Genomic DNA, 16,768 nt, shown 5'->3' with positions numbered 1-16,768 from the left:
ACGAGCCGAGCAACGCATAGACGGCCATCGCGGGCAGGGCCGCCCACAGGCCGGTGATCGGAGGCAGACCGGCCACCACGGCGTACGCCATCACCTGGGGGATCAGATACGCGGCGACGGTGAGACCGGCGAGCAGATCGCCTCGCAGGTCCGCACGCCGGTAGTGGGTCAGAACTGTCAGGCCCGGCGCCACTCGGCCCAGAAAGGCAGCGCTACCGCGCGGCTCGGCCATGGGCGCCGCCGCCTTCCTGCGCGAGAGCTGCTTCGCTGCTCATCCTGTTCCGGGCCAAGTGACGACGCATGGGCCTGTCGGTCCCTCAGTGGGGTACACCCGGCCCCATCGAGCATGTGGGGAGCGGGGCGACCATGGAAAGCAGAAGCACGCAGGCATACGAAGGACGCTATCTGGAGGCACCGCAGTGGACATCTCTGCAATCGCCCCGGACTCCCCGCGCCAGGACGCCGACGCACCGCCCGAACACGCCCGGCCGGCCCTGCTGACCTTCCTCGGCGGTGTCGGCACGGTCACCGGCAGTAAGTTCCTCGTCGAAAGCGACCACGCACGGATCATGGTCGACTGCGGCCTGTTCCAGGGGCTCGCGGATCTGCGGCGCCGAAACTGGCGCCGTCCCTCCTACGAAGCCTCATCGATACAGTCGGTGGTACTGACGCACGCGCACCTCGACCACTGCGGATACCTCCCCCGTCTCGTCCGCAACGGCTTCCGCGGGCAGATCGTGACCAGCGCGTACACCGCGAGGCTCGCCGAGATCGTGCTCCGCGACTCCGCCCGACTGCAGATGGAGACGGCCGACCATGCCAACCGCCACGGCTGGTCGCGACACGACCCGGCCCGGCCGCTCCACACCGACGAGGACGTCGACCGCACACTCGCACTCTTCACCCCAGTACGGACCGGCGCTGTCACCGAGATCGCCAAGAACACCTGGCTCCGGCTGTACCGCGCCGGGCACATCCTCGGTTCCAGCTGGGCCCATCTGACACTGGAGGACGGGCACACACTCGCTGTCAGCGGGGACCTGGGACGTCCGGGACACCCGTTGCTGCGCCCACCGGAGCCATTCTCCGGCGCCGACGCTCTGCTGATGGAGTCGACCTACGGCAACCGGGAGCACGAAGACTCCGGTGAGTCCGAGGTCCTCGCCGACGTCATCGCACGCACCCTGGCCCGCAGGGGAACCGTGGTCATCCCGGCGTTCGCGGTGGACCGCACCGAGATTGTCCTGCATGAGCTGGCAGACCTGCGCCGGAGCGGCCAACTACCCGAAGGTGTACCGGTGTTCGTCGACAGCCCCATGGCGCTCGCCGCGCTGGACGTCTACCGGGAGGCCATCAGGAACCTGGCGCCAGAGCTGCGCGAGGATGTCCTGGCGGCCGGCACCGCGGCGATTTCCCCGGAACCCTTCCTGGCGGCACGCTCGGTCCAGGAGTCGATCGAGATCAACCACAGCGCCGGCCCCTGCATCATCGTCTCCGCCTCCGGCATGGCCACCGGCGGACGCGTTCTGCACCATCTGCGCAGGCTGCTTCCCGACCCCCGGAACACGGTGATCGTCGTGGGATTCGCGGCACGGGGCACCAGGGCACGGGACCTCGTCGACGGCGCGTCGGCCCTCAAGATGTTCGGCGATTACGTGCCGGTACGTGCCGACGTGGTGAACCTGCCGCGCTTCTCCGCACACGCGGACGCCCGACAGATCATCGACTGGCTGCGCGACTCACCTGCTCCGAACACCACCTATCTGGTGCACGGCGAGGAAGAGGCGGCCCGGACACTGCGCGACCGGATCGATCGCACCCTGGGGTGGACTGCCGTCGTGCCCCGCTCCGGCGAACGCGTCCTGGTCCGCTGAGAAGGATCCGTTGAGAAGGAAGGGACGGACATGACCACCGCGACCAATCTGCTCAACGCGCTACCGCCCGAAGGGCGTGAGCGCCTGCTGAGACTCAGCCAAGAAGTGACCTTCCCGGCCGGGGAGCGGATCTTCAACGAGGGCCGGCTCGCCGATCGCTTCTGGATCATCACTACCGGCCGAGTGGACCTGGACATCCATGTGCCGGGGCGGGAGGCGGCCGTGGTCGAATCGCTCGGCCCCGGGGACCTGCTGGGCTGGTCCTGGCTGACAGCGCCGCATCAATGGCACCTGGGTGCCGAAGCGGCCTCGACGGTGCGAGCACGTGAGTTCGATGCCGTCGCGGTGCGGGCCATGTGCGCATCGGATCCGGCCCTCGGTCTGGCCCTGGCCTGTCGCGTCGCGGAGATCATCGGGCACCGGCTGCAGTCGGCCCGGGTACGCCTCCTCGACCTGTACGGCCCCTACGGCAACAGCACCATCCCGCCGTCGGACTGAGGAGGATCCCATGCACCACCAAGGTCCGTACCTCGTGGGTGAGGTGATGAGTAGGCCCGCGGTCGCAGTCCTGCAGAAGGCGGGATTCAGGGAGATCGTCGAAGCCATGACCCGATGGCAGGTCAGCGCTGTTCCTGTACTGGACCGCGAGCGCACCGTGGTCGGTGTGGTCTCCGAAGCCGATCTACTACCCAAAGAGGAGTTCAGAAACAGCGACCCGTCGTGGCGGGAGCGGCAGGCGCGCCTCGATGATCTGGCCAAGGCCGGGGCGTCTACCGCCGAGCAGATCATGACCAGTCCGGCGGTCACGGTCCGTGCCCGGATGAATCTCGCGCAGGCAGCACGGATCATGGCAGTCAACGAAGTCAAGCGACTGCCCGTGGTCGATGCTGATGGCCGTCTCGAGGGGGTCGTCAGCCGCCGTGATCTCCTCAAGGTCTTCCTGCGCACGGACGCGGAACTCGCCGACGAAGTCCGTGAGGAGATCGGCAGTCTCCTGTCCCCCGGGCTGTTCCCAGGCGAGCTGTGGGTCCGTGTCACCCAGGGCGTAGTCACCCTGAGTGGCCGGATCCGCGACACCTCGCTGGTACCGGTGGTGTCCCGCGTCGTCCGCGCGGTGGAGGGCGTGGTGGACGTGGAATGGGCACTCGACGCCCGGGACGCACGGCCTCAGGTGCGCCCCCTGGGAGCCGATGACTGATCTGATGGGGATCCGGAACCAGCGGGCGGCACGGCGCGCAAGGGGCAGACATGGCGGACGTACGAGCGTTCTCGAAAGAGTCGCCGATCAAGGTCTTCCTGGTCGACGACCACGAGGTGGTGCGGCGTGGGCTGCATGACCTCCTCGATGCCGAAGCCGACATGGTGGTGGTCGGCGAGGCCGGTACCACGTCCCACGCGCTCGCTCGGGGGCCCGCCCTGCGCCCCGATGTCGCCGTGCTCGACGTGCGGCTTCCGGACGGCAACGGCATCGCCGTCTGCAGGGAACTGCGGGCACGTATGCCGGACCTGGCCTGCCTCATGCTGACGTCCTTCGACGACGACGATGCACTGCTCGACGCGATCATGGCCGGGGCCGCGGGCTACGTACTCAAACAGATCAAGGGCTCCGACCTGGTCCACGCGGTCCGCACGGTGGCCGCCGGCCAGTCGCTCCTCGACCCCGAGACGACCACACGGCTGATGCGGACCCTCCGCCACGACCCAGCAGATCAGGACGAGCCGGTGCTCCCGCATCTTTCCCCGCGCGAGAGTGATGTCCTGGTGCTCATCGGCGAAGGGCTGACCAACCGCGAGATCGCGAAGCGGCTCTTCCTGTCGGAGAAGACCGTGAAGAACCACATCTCCCGGCTGCTCGCCAAACTCGGCGTGGAGCGGCGCATCCAAGCGGCCGTCCTGGCAACCCAGGCACACCCGAACCCGCCCGGGGGAGACGGGCGCTCCTGAGCCGGGGTCTGGGACTCCGCCGCTCAGGACGGCAGCGGCACCTGCCATACCAGGCGGGTACCACCGCCGTCCGGCGACTTCAGTGTCAGGGTGCCGTCGAGCGCGGCGGCTCGCTCGGCAAGGTTCCGCAGGCCGCTGCGCCGACCACCCTCGTCCGGGATCCCGAGGCCGTCGTCACTCACCGTGAGCTTAAGGTGATCAGTTTTCACGACCAGCGATACGGCGGCCGTCCGCGCCCGTGCGTGCCGTGCCACGTTGGACAGGGCCTCCTGGAGCACGGCGACTACGTGGTCCGCGACCGCCGGTGGTACGTCGGTGTCGACCAATCCCTCCATCCGCAGCAGCGGTGTGAATCCGAGCGTCGCGACGGCCTCCTGGACCGCTCTGACCATGCGTGTGCGCAGCCCCCGAGCGGCGGGCCCGCTCTCCTTCGCACGCAGACCGAAGATCGTGGAGCGGATGACCTTGATCGTCTCGTCGAGATCATCCACCGCCCGCAGCAGCCGGTCCTCGGCCTCAGGATGATCCACGAACCTCAGCGCACTCTGCAGGGTCATCCCGGTGGCGAAGAGCCGTTGGATGGCCAGGTCGTGCAGATCGCGTGCGATGCGGTCGCGGTCCTCCAGCAGAGTGATCTGCTCGGTCTCGCGGCGCCGTTCGGCGAGCTCCATGGCCAGCGCCGCCTGCCCGGCGTACGCGAGGAGCGGCGCCGTCTCGGTGACGGTGAAGGCGGCACCCGCCGTGGTGTGGGCCAGCAGCAGGACACCCCGCACGCCGTCCCGCGTACCGATGGGAACGGCGACGGCAGGCCCGAACTCCGACCAGCGTGCCGGACCCGCCGTGACCTGAGAGTCCGTTGCCAGGTGGGTGCTGGTGACCGGTTCGGCCCGGGTCATGGCGGCGCCCACGAAGGAGCCCGTCCGGGGCAACCTCATCTGGCGGTACGTCCCCGCGCCGACCCCCTCGGCGAGGGCCACGACCAGCTCGTCCGTGCCCGCCAGCGGGAGCGCGATGACTCCCAGGTCTGCCCGGAGAATACGGCGGGCACGTTCCACCACCAGGTGTAGTACGTCAAGCTCTTCCTCGCCGGACAGAAGGAGTGACGTGACGTCCTTGTTCGCCTCGAGCCAACTCTGGCGGTATTGGGACTCTTCGTAGAGGCGGGCGTTCTCGATGGCCACGCCGGCCGCCACGGCCAAAGTTGCGAGCACGGTCTCGTCCTCTTGGTCGAACTCCCGGCCCCCGCGCTTCTCGGTGAGGTACAGGTTGCCGAAGACTTCGTCCCGCACCCGGATGGGCACCCCGAGGAACGAATGCATCGGCGGATGGTGCGGCGGGAAACCGTAAGAAGCCGGATGCGCCGACAGTTCAGCAAGGCGCAACGGCCGGGGGTGACGGATCAACTCTCCAAGAATGCCGTGGCCGGACGGCAGGTGGCCGATGGCCTCCCTCTGTTCCGCGCTGACCCCGACTGGCAGGAACTGGGAGAGCTGCTGGTCTTCCCCGATGACCCCTAGGGCGCCGTACTCGGCGTCGACCAGTGACACCGCGGTCTCGACGATGTGCCGCAGGACCTGGGGGAGGTCAAGGCCCCGGCCGACCGCGAGCACCGCCTCAAGCAGCTCATCGACCCGATGCTGAGTGCCGCGGATCGCGTCGATCCGCACCTGGGCTTCGGCGAGCAGTTCGGCCAGGCGCAGCCGCGGCAAGTATTCGGGGCCTGTCCCGATCTCCCGCGCCATCGCTTTCCGCCATTGCTAGGACGACATCCCCTCCCTGCTTTCCACCGTAGCCCGGAGCCGACCTCGGGGCTCTTCGGTGCAGAGTCCTGCGGCCTGTCGGACTAGTCACGCACGTGCCGCCGGTCCCTGGGCCGTATTCCTCGGTATCGAGCCGGGTGATCTGTGTCCGGGCGCCGCTGTGCCCCATGAGTGAGGGGATGCGTCCGTGCGGCTCGGTCCGACTCCGACCGCACGGACACCCAGGCGTCCACGCTCCTGCACGGAGACGCCTGCCGCCCCGGCGGCACCCTCGCTGTCGGGAGGGTGCCCTGCATGGATGGTTGGTCGGATCGCATCCATGCTGATCTCATGGTCGCGCACGCATGTGGACTCGTCAGGGGCCCGCTGGGGCTTCTTTGAGGCCCGATGGTCCCCGCCCAAAAGGCTACTTGGCCATCGCCACACGCGGCTGAGACAGAGACATGGAAGGCGCTGGTGACCGTGATCGACTGCGGCACGACGCTCTTCAATTCCGTGCTCTCCTTCGGCGACACCCGCACCACGCCCCGGCCCAGCCGTACGCGCAACCTCCTGATGTCCCAATGGAATCGGACTTGTCACGCTCTCCCACTCCCCCGCCGTATGACTACTGTTAGGGGCACATCTGTACGTCCTGTCCGACACACTCCGGCGGAGGCAGCACATGGCAGGCGAACAGCGCGGCGGCTCAGGGCAGTTACCACGATTACGGCTCGATGAGCTGCTCGAAGAGTTGCAGGTACGCATCGACGCGGTCCGCGGCACCCGGGACCGGCTGCACGGCCTGCTGGAAGCGGTGCTCTCGGTCGGGCGAGAGCTGGACCTCCCTCAAGTGCTCCGGCGCATCGTCGAGACCGCCGTGACGTTGGTGGACGCGGAGTATGGAGCGCTCGGCGTCATCGGCGCGGGGAGCAAACTGGACGAGTTCCTGCCGGTGGGGATCAACGAGCAGGTCCAGGCGCAGATCGGTGATCTTCCCTCGGGGCACGGGCTGCTCGGCGAGTTGATCCGGCACCCCGAGCCGTTGCGGCTTCGCGAGCTGTCGGAGCACCCGGCCTCGTCCGGCTTCCCGGCTCATCACCCGCCCATGAACTCGTTCCTCGGCGTGCCCATCCGGGTGCGCGAGAAGGTGTTCGGGAACCTCTACCTCACCGAGAAACGAGGCGGAGTCGAGTTCGACGCCGAGGACCTGTCAGTGCTGTCCACCCTTGCCGTGGCGGCGGGGGTGGCCATTGAGAACGCCCGGCTTTACGACGAGGCGCGGCTGCGCGAGCGGTGGCTGACCGCCGGCGCCGAGCTCACCAACGCCCTGCTGTCCGGAACCCCCGAGGCCCGCGTACTGGAGTTGATGGTTGAGCGCGCCCTGGCGATCACCTCGGCCGACATCGGTGTCGTGGATCTGGTGGTGGCGGAGACGCAAGAGCTGCAAGGGGCCCTCGCCCTCGGTGAGGGCGCCGAGGTACACCAAGGCCAGCGAATCCCCCGGCAAGGAACCCTGGCCGGAGCCGCGTTGAGCGAAGGCGGACTGGTCGCCACAGGGGACGCGGCCAGTGATCCCCGGGTCACCTTCAGCCCGGAGAGGTGGAAGGGAATGGGCCCGGCGGTGGCCGTTCCCATGGGAACCGCCGACGGGTTGCGCGGCGTGCTGGTTCTTGCACGGCGCACCGGTCGGCCCTCCTTCAGCCAAGCCGAGATCGCCCCACTGCCCGGTTTCGCCGGACAGGCCGCGCTGGCCCTGGAGTTGGCGGACAGACGGCGGGACGCCGAGCAGATCAGCCTGTTCGAGGACCGGGATCGGATCGCTCGGGACCTTCATGACCTGGCCATTCAACGTCTGTTCGCGACCGGCATGACCCTCCAGAGTGCTCAACGCTTCGTCCAGCACCCCGAGGCCTCCGAACGCTTGACACGAGCGGTGGACGATCTCGACACCACTATCAAGATCATCCGTTCGACCATCTTCGGGCTTCGCGCTCATGACGCGAGCACCATGACCGGCCCCGGGTTACGCGTGCGGATCGCGCGGACGCTGGAGGAGGCGGTTGCTGTCCTCGGCTTCACACCCGCGCTGCGCATGGAGGGCCTGATCGACGTCGATGTGCCTGCCACCGTGGCCGACGATGCGGTGGCCGTGCTGAGTGAGGCTCTCGCCAACATCACCCGGCACGCCCAGGCATCGGCCGCTGATGTCTCCATCGTCGTACGAAAGGGACAGCTGACGCTCATCGTGACGGACAACGGCGTCGGCATCGACGAAGGCGGGCACCGGAGCGGTCTGCGCAACATCGCCGAGCGGGCCGAGGGGCTGGGTGGCACGCTGGCCGTAGGGAGCGGACCGGATGGTGGCACACGCCTGGAGTGGCGGGTTCCGCTGCCGGGCCGGTGAGCCCGGTGCGATCAGGTCAGCCGGTCCGAGTCGAAATGGGCGGCGATCACGGCGGCTTGGATGCGGCGTTCCACTCCGAGCTTCGACAGGAGTCGGGAGATGTGGTTCTTGACGGTCTTCTCGGAGAGGTAGAGCTGCTTACCGATCTGCCGGTTGGTCAGGCCCTCGCCGATCAGGGTCAGGATGCTCCGCTCGCGTTCGGTCAGCCCCGCCAGCTTGTCGTCCGGCGACGCCACCACCTCGTCAGGCCCCCGCAACGTACTCATCAACCGGGTCGTGGTGGCCGGATCGAGCAGGGACTGGCCGGCGGCGACGGTGCGGACCGCGTCGACCAGATCAGTGCCCTTGATCTGCTTCAGGACATAGCCTGCGGCGCCCGCCATGATCGCGTCCAGCAGAGCGTCGTCGTCATCGAACGAGGTCAGCATGAGGCAGGCCACCTCCGGCATCTGCGACCGCAGTTCACGGCAGACGGTAATGCCATCACTGTCAGGCAGGCGTATGTCGAGGACGGCCACGTCCGGGCGCAGGGCGGGGCCGCGGACCAAGGCCTGCTCGCCAGTGCCCGCCTCGCCGATGACCGAGATGTCGGGCTCCGCGTCAAGCAGATCGTGGACTCCCCTGCGCACGACCTCATGATCATCGAGGAGGAACACGCGGATCGGGTGTTCCGGTGAGAACGTACGTACGGCCATGGCTGCCCCCTGAGTGTCGACGGTCTCATCCAGATCGTGTCGGGTGGGAGGTGCGGCGCGCCAGGGCCGGATGGGCCCCAGTAGCCTCGTTCCGAGGTCATCTCTCAGCAGATGCGCGGCAGTTGCTCACCGAGAGGCATATCCAGGACCCGCCGCGCACCTATCAGAGTGAGCAGCTCGACCCGGCCAGCCGGACCTGCTGTGCAGTGCCCGATACGGACGGCCTGAGCTCCTTCGGGATATGAGCGAAGTACGGCGAGCGCCTCGTCGGCTCTGTCGGCCGCAACGAAGGCGACCAAGCAGCCTTCATTGGCGACGATGAACGGATCGAGACCGAGCAGGTCGCAGGCGGCGGCGACGGCCGGGGGAACAGGCACAGCACGCTCGTCGACCTCCACGCCGACTCCCGAGGAGTGCGCGATCTCGTTCAGTGAGGCGGCAAGGCCTCCCCGGGTGGGGTCCCGCAGGCTGTGGACAGCGCCGCCGAGTGGGGCGAGGGCCTGGACGAGGCGGTGCAGTGGACGGGTGTCCGAGGCGATGTCGGTTTCGAAGCCGAGCCCCTCGCGAGTGGAGAGGACAGCGGTGCCGTGCAGACCGATCGGGCCGGAGAGCAGAACGGCGTCGCCGGAGCGGGCCCCGGCGGCCGAGGGGACAAGGCCTGGGATGCGGCGGCCGATGCCGGTCGTGTTGAGGAAGAGACGGTCGGCGGCGCCTCTTCCCACGACCTTGGTGTCCCCGGTGATGACGGGGACGCCAGCCTGGTGTGCCGCCTTGCCCGCCGAGTCGAGGACCGCGCGGAGTTCGGCCAGTGGAAGTCCTTCCTCTGCGATCACCGCGAGGGTCAGGGCGAGTGGCATCGCACCACGCATGGCCAGGTCATTGACCGTGCCGTGGACGGCCAGGGACCCGATGTCCCCGCCGGGGAAGGCCAGCGGGCTGACAACGAACGAGTCTGTGGAGACGACGAGTTCGCTGTCCCCTGGCAGGAGAGCCGCATCTTCAAGCGGACCGTTCGGTTGCCCGCCCAGTGCGGGCAGGACCAGCGTGTCCAGCAGCTCGGCGGTGAGCCGGCCGCCCGCACCATGGCCCAACTGGATGAGTTCGTTGTCGTTGTATGGCAGAGGGCAGTCGAGGTTCATGCCGGTGCGCTCCTGGTTCGTCCGGCGGCGTGGAAGGCCGCACAAGTGCCCTCGCTGGAGACCATGGGGGCGCCGAGTGGGGTACGGGGCGTGCAGCGCACCCCGTATGCGGTGCAGTCGGTGGGCAGCCGGGCGCCCGTGAGGATGGCCCCGGCGATGCAGGCGGGATCCTCGACGGAGTGCAGACCGCTCACGTCGAAGCGGCGAACCGCGTCGAAGGAGGAGTATTCCGGGGCGAGTTCGAGCCCGCTGGCCGGAAGCGTGCCGATGCCGCGCCAGGCCCGGTCCGTGATGCGGAAGACGCGGGTGAGGACGTCCTTGGCCGCGGTGTTGCCCGTGCGATTCACGGCTCGTACGTACTGGTTCTCGACGTCGTGCCGCCCCTCTTCGAGCTGGGCGACGGCCATCAGGATCCCTTCCAGCAGGTCGAGCGGCTCAAAGCCGGTAACCACAACGGGCACCTGATATCGCGAGGCGATCGGCTCGTACTGCGTCCATCCCATGACCGCGCACACGTGCCCGGCAGCCAGGAACGCCTCGACCTCACATTCCGTGTCCTCAAGGAGGGCGATCATGGCGGGTGGCACGAGGACATGGCTGACCAGGAGCGAGAAGTTGGAGAGGCCGATCCGGTCAGCGTGCAGGACGGCCATGGCGTTGGCGGGAGCCGTGGTCTCGAACCCGACGGCGAGGAAGACCACTTCGCGGTCGGGGTTCTCCTCGGCGGTCCTTACCGCGTCCATCGGCGAGTAGACCACCCGTACGTCCGCTCCACGAGCGCGCAGGGCAAGCAGGTCGGTGGTGCTGCCGGGGACCCGCAGCATGTCGCCGAAGCTGGTGAGGATCACGCCGGGGCGCGCGGCGATGGCCATGGCGCGGTCGAGGGTCTCCAGTGGGGTGACGCAGACCGGGCAGCCGGGACCGTGGATCATGCGGATGCCGGCGGGCAGGAGTTCGTCGATGCCCTGGCGGACGAGGGTGTGGGTCTGGCCGCCGCACACCTCCATGATCTGCCAGGGGTGTGTCGCGGTGCGCCCCAGCTCCGCGAGCAACTGCCGGGCCAGGGCGGGGTCGCGGTACTCGTCGAGGTACTTCATCGGGGCGGTGTCCGCGGCGCCGGTTCGGCCGGTTCCACGCGCACGTCCACGACGCCTTCGACGGCCCGCGTGAGCCGGGCGGCCACCGGCACGAGGGTCCTGTCGCGGATCTCTCCGCCGAGAGTGACCACGCCGCCTTCGACCGCGACCGTGACGGCCCCGTCCGGGAAGAGGAAGGCCGTCACGGTGCGGGTCACCTCGTCCGCGAGTTCCTCGTCGGTGCGCAGGAACACCTTCAGCAGGTCGCTGCGGCTGACCACGCCCTGCAGCAGGCCATGGGCGTCGATCACGGGGAGTCGCTTGATGTGCCGCAGGGCCATGATGCGGGCGGCCTGCGGGAGCGTGGTGTCCGAGTGGACGCTGACAGCAGGGGTGCTCATCACCTCGCCCGCGGTCAGGCCGCCCGCCTTCGCGAGGTCGGGGAGGCGGCGCAACTGATCGAATCGCGTGGGGTCGCTGTCGCGGAACTCCTCCTTGGGCAGCAGATCCGCCTCGGAGACCACGCCGATCACCCGGCCCTCGCCCGCCAGGACGGGCAGCGCGCTGACCTTCCACTGACCCATCAGCTCGACGATCTCCTTGAAGGGGGCCTCTCGGCCCACGGCGATGACGGTGTGGGTCATCACGTCGCTCACGGTGCGCGGGGAGTGGAGCACGGCGTCCTCCCGAAGGGTCAGGTGCGGTCGATGGTCAGGTCCAGGAAGTGTGTGGAGCAGGAAATGCACGGGTCGTGGTTGCGGATGACCCGCTCGCACAGCCGTGTCAGCTCGTCGTCTGCCGATGCGCGTTGTGTGATCGCGTGCTGAGCGGTGCGGCGCAGGTCGTCCTCGATGGCGCCTTGGTTCTGCGCCGTGGGCGGCACGAGACAGGCGTCGGTGACAGTGCCTTCGGCGTCCAGCACGTAGCGGTGGTAGAGCAGCCCTCGGGGCGCCTCCGTCGCTCCGTGACCGGTGCCCGCGGCAGCCGGGACATCGGTGTACGGGCGTCGCGGCGGTTCGTACGTGTCGATGATCCGCAGCGCTTCATCGACCGCGTAGACGACCTCGACGGCCCGGACCAGGATCGACCGGAAGGGATTGCGGCAGACCGCCCCCGCGCGCGGATCACCAAGTCCGGCGGCGAGGGACGCCTCCACTGCCGGACGCGACAGCCGGCGGCCGCTGATCGCGAACCGGGCCAGCGAACCGGTGAGATGGCGGCGTCCGTCAAGGGCGGAGTGCAGAGCGGTGGAGTGCGGGAGGTGTTCCTCGTGCACGTGGTCCAGGAAGGCCGGGAGCGGGAAGGTGCTCAGGGTGCCGTCGGCGCGCAGGACGGTGGGGGTGCCGCTCTCTATGGCGTACGTTCCCGGATCGGCCAGCGCGAACAGGTCGGCGTCGATCTCCGCATCGGGGAAGTCGAAGCCCGATACCCATGCGACGGTCTGCCAGGCATCATCCAGGGCCCGCTTCAGCTGATCGGCCAGCGGCCTCAGTTCCCCGGCTGTCGGAGTGCGGTGGAAGCCGCCCAGGCGGACGTTGACGGGGTGGATGGCGCGCCCGCCGAGCAGTTCGAGGATCGCGTTGCCCGCCTGCTTCAGGCGCAGGCCCCGCTCGACGTGGCCGCGTGCGGTGCGGGCCAGCTCGATGGCGCCGTCGCATCCGAGGAAGTCGGGGGCATGCAGGAGGTAGATGTGGAGGGTCTGGCTCTCGATCCATTCGCCGCAGTACAGCAGCCGTCGCAACTCGCGCAGGGCCGGGTCGACGGTGACCCCGCACGCGTCCTCGATCGCGGCGCAGGCACTCATCTGATAGGCGACCGGGCAGATCCCGCACACCCGGGCGGTGATGTCCGGGGGTTCGGTGTGCGCCCTCCCCCGCAGGAACGCCTCGAAGAACCGCGGCGGTTCATAGATTTGCAGCCGCGCCTCGGTGACGGTCCCGTCGTGGACGCTCAGGTGCAGTGCGCCTTCGCCCTCGACCCTGGAGAGCGAGCCGACGTGCAGGACGCGGGATCCCCGGTGCGTCATCGGCGCAACTCCTCTTCGAACGCGGCGGTGTTGAAGGTGTGCAGGAAGCGTTCGGTGTCGCGGTCGTCCATGCCGTCGCGGTTCAGCACCGGGATGAGCGCGGGCAGGTTCACCGACCCGGACGGGCCGAAGCAGCCGTAGCAGCCGCGTCCGTAGGCCGGACAGATCGCCCCGCAGCCGGCATGCGTGACCGGGCCCAGACAAGGGGTGCCGTGGGCGACGGTGACGCAGACCGTGCCGCGCCGCTTGCACTCGAAGCAGACGCTGTTGTTCGGGATGTCGGGCTTGCGTCCTGCCAGGTACGCGGTGATGACCTCCAGGAGCTGGCGGCGGTCGATGGGGCAGCCGCGCAGTTCGAAGTCGACGTCCACGTGCGCGGAGACGGGGGTAGAGGTGGCGAGCGTGTCGATGTAGTCGGGGCGGGCGTAGACGGTGCGGGTGAACTCGTCGACGTCCGCGAAGTTCCGCAGCGCCTGAACGCCGCCGGCCGTCGCGCAGGCGCCGATCGTCACCAAGTGGCGGGAGGCGGCCCGGATGGCGCGAATTCGCTCGGCGTCGGCGGCTGTGGTGACCGAGCCCTCCACCAGCGCGAGGTCGTAGGGGCCGGGGCGCACGGCGCTGGTGGCCTCCAGGAAGTGGGCGATCCGCACCCGCCCGGCAAGACCGAGGAGTTCGTCCTCGCAGTCGAGCAGAGTGAGCTGGCAGCCGTCGCATGAGGCCAGCTTGAAGACGGCCAGGGTCGGCGGACTCATGTCACAACTCCCTTACGTAGAGCAGCGGTTCCGCCTGGTTCCAGCTGACGACAGGGCCGTCCCTGCACAGCAGCAGCGGGCCGAGCTGGCAGTGGCCGCAGTGCCCGGTCGCGCAGCGCATGTTGCGTTCCAGGGAGACCCGGATGCGGTCACCCGGCACCCCACGGTGCAGCAGGTCGCGGGCGGTGGCCCTGATCATCGCTTCGGGGCCGCAGATGAACGCGGTGGTGTCGCGCGGGGTGAAACGCGCCCGTTCGAGCAGCTTGGTGACCACTCCGATCTGGCCCGTCCAGCGGTCGTCGGGCTGGTCCACGGTCATGCCGGTGTAAGCGGTCTGCCACTGCCGGGTCTCGGTCTTCGCCATCAGGTCTGCGGAGGTGCGGGCACCTATCAGGACGTTCAGGCGCCCGTAGGGCTTCGGGTCGGCCACCGCGTCCCGGATGAGGGGACGCAGAGGCGCGAGACCGATGCCGCCCGCAACAACCAGCAGGTCCTGTCCGATGGCCTTCTCCAGCTCCCAGCCGGTGCCGTAGGGACCTCGCAGTCCGATGACCTCGCCCACCTCCACGCCGTAGAGCCCCTCGGAGACCGCGCCGACGCTGCGTACCGTGTGCGCCAGACCCCCGGTGGTGGGGATCGCGCTGACCGAGAGCGGTATCTCACCCCTCCCGAACGCCCACACCATCGCGAACTGCCCCGGCACGAAGGCGGGCAGCGGTTCCCCGACCGGCTCCAGTCGGAGCGTGGCCGTGTCCGCGGTCTCCGCCCAGCGCGCGACGACCCGGTAGGGAACCGGCACAGTCATCCCCGCACACCGCTTCCGCTGCCGTAGGGGGCGTACAGGTCGAGGAGACGTGTCCTGGCCGACTGCAGGCGATGGGCGAGCACGCGCCCCACCCACTGGCCGACGACTGCCCCCAGAGCCGAGTCGTCCTCACACATGAGGCGCACCGCCAGGGCATCGAACTCGTGGGCGCGCATCGGGCTCTGTGTCACGGCACCGAGCTGCCACACGTACGGCGGGAACAGCCAGGACCAGCCCACCAGTTCACCTTGGCCAAGGGTCTCGATCACCGGTGCGCGGCGGCCGGGTACGTGCATGTCGAGCACTACGGAACCGGTACGGATGATCCAGAAGCGGTCGGCGTGACCACCCTCCTCGAAGATCCGGGTTCCGGCCGGGAAGGACACCTCGCGCGCGATCCGCATCAGCCGATTGCGATGATCGGCCGGAAGAGCGCTGAGCATGGTCGTGGTGCTGGTCATCGGTCCGTCTCCTTCTTCCGCGCCTCGGCCTCCTCGTGCAGGGCCGCGGCCTCTTCGGTGATGTCGATGCCGACGGGGCACCAGACGATGCAACGCCCGCAGCCCACACAGCCGGAGCTGTCGAACTGGTCGTGCCAGGTGCCGAGTTTGTGGGTGAGCCACTGCCGGTAGCGGCTGCGGCCCGAGGCGCGCACCGCACCGCCATGGACGTACGAGAAGTCCAGGTCGAAGCAGGAATCCCAGCGCTGCCAGCGCTCCGCGTGGTCGCCGGTGAGGTCGGTGACCTCCTCGGTGGTGGTGCAGAAGCAGGTGGGGCAGACCATGGTGCAGTTGCCGCAAGTCAGGCAGCGCGAGGCCACGTCGTCCCAGCGCTCGGCCTCCAGACTCGAACCCATCAGCTGCTGCAGGCTCACCGGCGGCATGGCCCGGCCCATCTTGTCGACGGCCTCAGAGACCGCAGAGACGGCCGCATCCCGCGTGCTGGCGTCGCCTTCGCGGTGCGGGACCCTGGCGAGCAGTTCCGCGCCCGCCTCGCTGCCCACCCGTACGAAGAAGCGGTGCCCCGTGTCGTCGATGACCTCGGTGAGCGCGAGATCGAAACCGGCATCGGCGCCGGGGCCACCGCCCATGGATACACAGAAGCAGGTGGCGCCCGGCTCGGTGCACTCGGCGGCTATGAGGAACGCCCCCCTCCGGCGTTCCTCATAGCCGCTGTCCTTGAAGTGACCACCCGTCAACACCCGGTCCTGGATCGCGATGGCCCGCAGGTCGCAGGGGCGGACCCCCAGGAAGGCGTACGAGGGGCGCTCGGCCGTCTCGGTGCTGATGGCCACTGTTCCATCGGGTGCGCGGTCCGCGCTCCAGAGCTTCTCGCGCTGCGGGTGGAGAAAGTTCTTCCAGGACTGCGGGCCCGCGGAGTGGGCGAAGGCGGCCTCGTCCTCGCGGCGCCGCAGCCGGTAGCGTCCGGCTTCCAGCTCCACGCCCCAGCCGTACGGGAGTTGCTCGGCCGAGTCGAGTACGGCGAGGACGATCGCACCATCGCGGACGGTGGGACCGACGACAGTGCGGCCGCCTGCCATCAGCTCGGCCACGAGGCCGTTGAGGCCATTCCTGTCGAGGACTGCCGTGGCTCCGATGGTCGTCATGTCCGTCCTTCCACGCGTCGGCGGTGGCGCTCTACTCACTAGGCTCGGAGAGGATCCGCATGCGAGGCAGGGGCCGAGCGGCCCTATTCGGTCCCGGGCGGGCCCGGTTCAGGGTCGGCTACCGGTCCACTGCGGTTCCGTCCGCGTCCACGCCCGCTCCCACTCGACCATCCGCCGGCGATTGACCGCCGCGTGAACGGTGATCCATGCACCTCCGGTGAACACCCAGACCAGGACGCTCGCCGCACCGCCCACGGCGATCGCGGTACCCCACTGAACGTCTTCGGTCATCGGGGCGGCGATGCCCCTGCCACGGGCGTCGAGCCAGACGTCGGCCCGGCTGCCCGAGGTGGCGCCTGCCTCGACCCTGGCGGTGGCGGTGTGTGCCGTGCCGCCGCGATCGTTCCAGCGCACCTTGACCGGGTGGAGGGTCCACGAGTCGACGCTGTTGGCTGCCGGTGCGTCCTCGGTCAGGGTGGCCCGTACGACGTGGCCGTCTGTCCGCTGCCGTTCGGCCTCCGCGTGCAACGTGTCGTAGGTGGATGCGCCGGCGAACGCCCCGGCCAGGGGCGCGACGAACAGCGTCACGGCCCCCAGCAGGAGTACGGTCCAAGCCTCCACGACGTCGCTGCGGCGTCGCAGCGGGCTCCTCCGCCATCGCCACCCCACGGTCTGGAAGTGAGGCTGCGCCGGGGCGCTCATGAC

General features: G+C 69.1%; 17 protein-coding genes. 5 read left to right on the top strand and 12 right to left on the bottom strand.

Features of this window, described 5'->3' with window-relative positions; genetic code table 11:
* On the bottom strand, positions 1-232 hold a 232-nt coding region (locus OG453_RS44980), incomplete at its 3' end, for a SulP family inorganic anion transporter (protein WP_266874634.1).
* 187 nt (positions 233-419) lie between these two features.
* Between OG453_RS44980 and OG453_RS44975 the strand changes: the two genes are divergently transcribed.
* From OG453_RS44975 to OG453_RS44960, 4 genes are read left to right on the top strand one after another with little or no spacing between them, the layout of a single operon-like run.
* Positions 420-1,874: an MBL fold metallo-hydrolase RNA specificity domain-containing protein gene (locus OG453_RS44975; protein WP_266874633.1), complete on the top strand. Its 1,455-nt coding sequence runs from the start codon at positions 420-422 to the stop codon at positions 1,872-1,874.
* Positions 1,875-1,904: 30 nt separating this feature from the next.
* Complete coding sequence (locus tag OG453_RS44970; RefSeq protein ID WP_266874632.1) at positions 1,905-2,372, top strand: cyclic nucleotide-binding domain-containing protein; 468 nt, start codon at positions 1,905-1,907, stop codon at positions 2,370-2,372.
* A gap of 10 nt (positions 2,373-2,382) precedes the next feature.
* The gene (locus OG453_RS44965) at positions 2,383-3,072 is read left to right on the top strand and encodes a CBS domain-containing protein (protein ID WP_266874631.1); all 690 of its coding nucleotides are present in this window, start codon (positions 2,383-2,385) and stop codon (positions 3,070-3,072) included.
* Positions 3,073-3,122: 50 nt separating this feature from the next.
* Positions 3,123-3,818: a response regulator transcription factor gene (locus OG453_RS44960; RefSeq protein WP_266874630.1), complete on the top strand. Its 696-nt coding sequence runs from the start codon at positions 3,123-3,125 to the stop codon at positions 3,816-3,818.
* Between the two features lie 23 nt (positions 3,819-3,841).
* On the opposite strand, the gene OG453_RS44955 is transcribed toward OG453_RS44960, so the two are convergent.
* A complete protein-coding gene (locus OG453_RS44955; protein WP_266874629.1) occupies positions 3,842-5,560 on the bottom strand; it encodes a GAF domain-containing protein in 1,719 nt (572 codons plus the stop codon).
* A 682-nt stretch (positions 5,561-6,242) separates the two neighbouring features.
* Between OG453_RS44955 and OG453_RS44950 the strand changes: the two genes are divergently transcribed.
* Positions 6,243-7,964 carry a GAF domain-containing sensor histidine kinase gene (locus OG453_RS44950; protein WP_266874628.1) on the top strand — a complete coding sequence of 574 codons (1,722 nt, stop codon included), beginning with the start codon at positions 6,243-6,245 and terminating at the stop codon, positions 7,962-7,964.
* Between the two features lie 11 nt (positions 7,965-7,975).
* Here OG453_RS44950 and OG453_RS44945 read toward each other — a convergent pair whose 3' ends face one another.
* The 10 genes from OG453_RS44945 to OG453_RS44900 form a co-directional block, all read right to left on the bottom strand.
* Positions 7,976-8,659 carry a response regulator transcription factor gene (locus tag OG453_RS44945; RefSeq protein ID WP_266874627.1) on the bottom strand — a complete coding sequence of 228 codons (684 nt, stop codon included), beginning with the start codon at positions 8,657-8,659 and terminating at the stop codon, positions 7,976-7,978.
* A 104-nt stretch (positions 8,660-8,763) separates the two neighbouring features.
* Positions 8,764-9,798 (bottom strand): hydrogenase expression/formation protein HypE, encoded by a 1,035-nt coding sequence (gene hypE, locus OG453_RS44940; RefSeq protein ID WP_266874626.1) that lies wholly within the window; start codon positions 9,796-9,798, stop codon positions 8,764-8,766.
* Positions 9,795-10,895 (bottom strand): hydrogenase formation protein HypD, encoded by a 1,101-nt coding sequence (hypD, locus tag OG453_RS44935; protein WP_266874625.1) that lies wholly within the window; start codon positions 10,893-10,895, stop codon positions 9,795-9,797. Before hypD ends, hypE begins: the two co-directional genes overlap by 4 nt.
* A complete protein-coding gene (locus OG453_RS44930; RefSeq protein WP_266874624.1) occupies positions 10,892-11,551 on the bottom strand; it encodes a CBS domain-containing protein in 660 nt (219 codons plus the stop codon). Before OG453_RS44930 ends, hypD begins: the two co-directional genes overlap by 4 nt.
* 17 nt (positions 11,552-11,568) lie before the next feature.
* Positions 11,569-12,900, bottom strand: a complete 1,332-nt coding sequence (locus OG453_RS44925) for a Ni/Fe hydrogenase subunit alpha (RefSeq protein ID WP_266874623.1) — start codon at positions 12,898-12,900, stop codon at positions 11,569-11,571.
* The gene (locus tag OG453_RS44920) at positions 12,897-13,652 is read right to left on the bottom strand and encodes an oxidoreductase (protein ID WP_266874622.1); all 756 of its coding nucleotides are present in this window, start codon (positions 13,650-13,652) and stop codon (positions 12,897-12,899) included. The genes OG453_RS44925 and OG453_RS44920 overlap by 4 nt, the downstream gene beginning before the upstream one ends.
* 1 nt (position 13,653) lies before the next feature.
* On the bottom strand, positions 13,654-14,457 hold the full coding sequence (locus OG453_RS44915; RefSeq protein ID WP_266874621.1) for an FAD/NAD(P)-binding protein: 804 nt from the start codon (positions 14,455-14,457) through the stop codon (positions 13,654-13,656).
* Positions 14,454-14,918 (bottom strand): Crp/Fnr family transcriptional regulator, encoded by a 465-nt coding sequence (locus OG453_RS44910; RefSeq protein WP_266874620.1) that lies wholly within the window; start codon positions 14,916-14,918, stop codon positions 14,454-14,456. The genes OG453_RS44915 and OG453_RS44910 overlap by 4 nt, the downstream gene beginning before the upstream one ends.
* Positions 14,915-16,063: a 4Fe-4S dicluster domain-containing protein gene (locus OG453_RS44905; protein ID WP_266874619.1), complete on the bottom strand. Its 1,149-nt coding sequence runs from the start codon at positions 16,061-16,063 to the stop codon at positions 14,915-14,917. The genes OG453_RS44910 and OG453_RS44905 overlap by 4 nt, the downstream gene beginning before the upstream one ends.
* 108 nt (positions 16,064-16,171) lie before the next feature.
* Complete coding sequence (locus OG453_RS44900) at positions 16,172-16,765, bottom strand: hypothetical protein (protein WP_266874618.1); 594 nt, start codon at positions 16,763-16,765, stop codon at positions 16,172-16,174.
* Between the last annotated feature and the right edge of the window lie 3 nt (positions 16,766-16,768).

This window comes from Streptomyces sp. NBC_01381, from assembly GCF_026340305.1.
In the GTDB taxonomy this organism is placed as follows: Bacteria; Actinomycetota; Actinomycetes; order Streptomycetales; family Streptomycetaceae; genus Streptomyces.
Note: the sequence above shows the minus strand (reverse complement) of the source record. Positions and strands in the feature narration are given on the sequence as shown.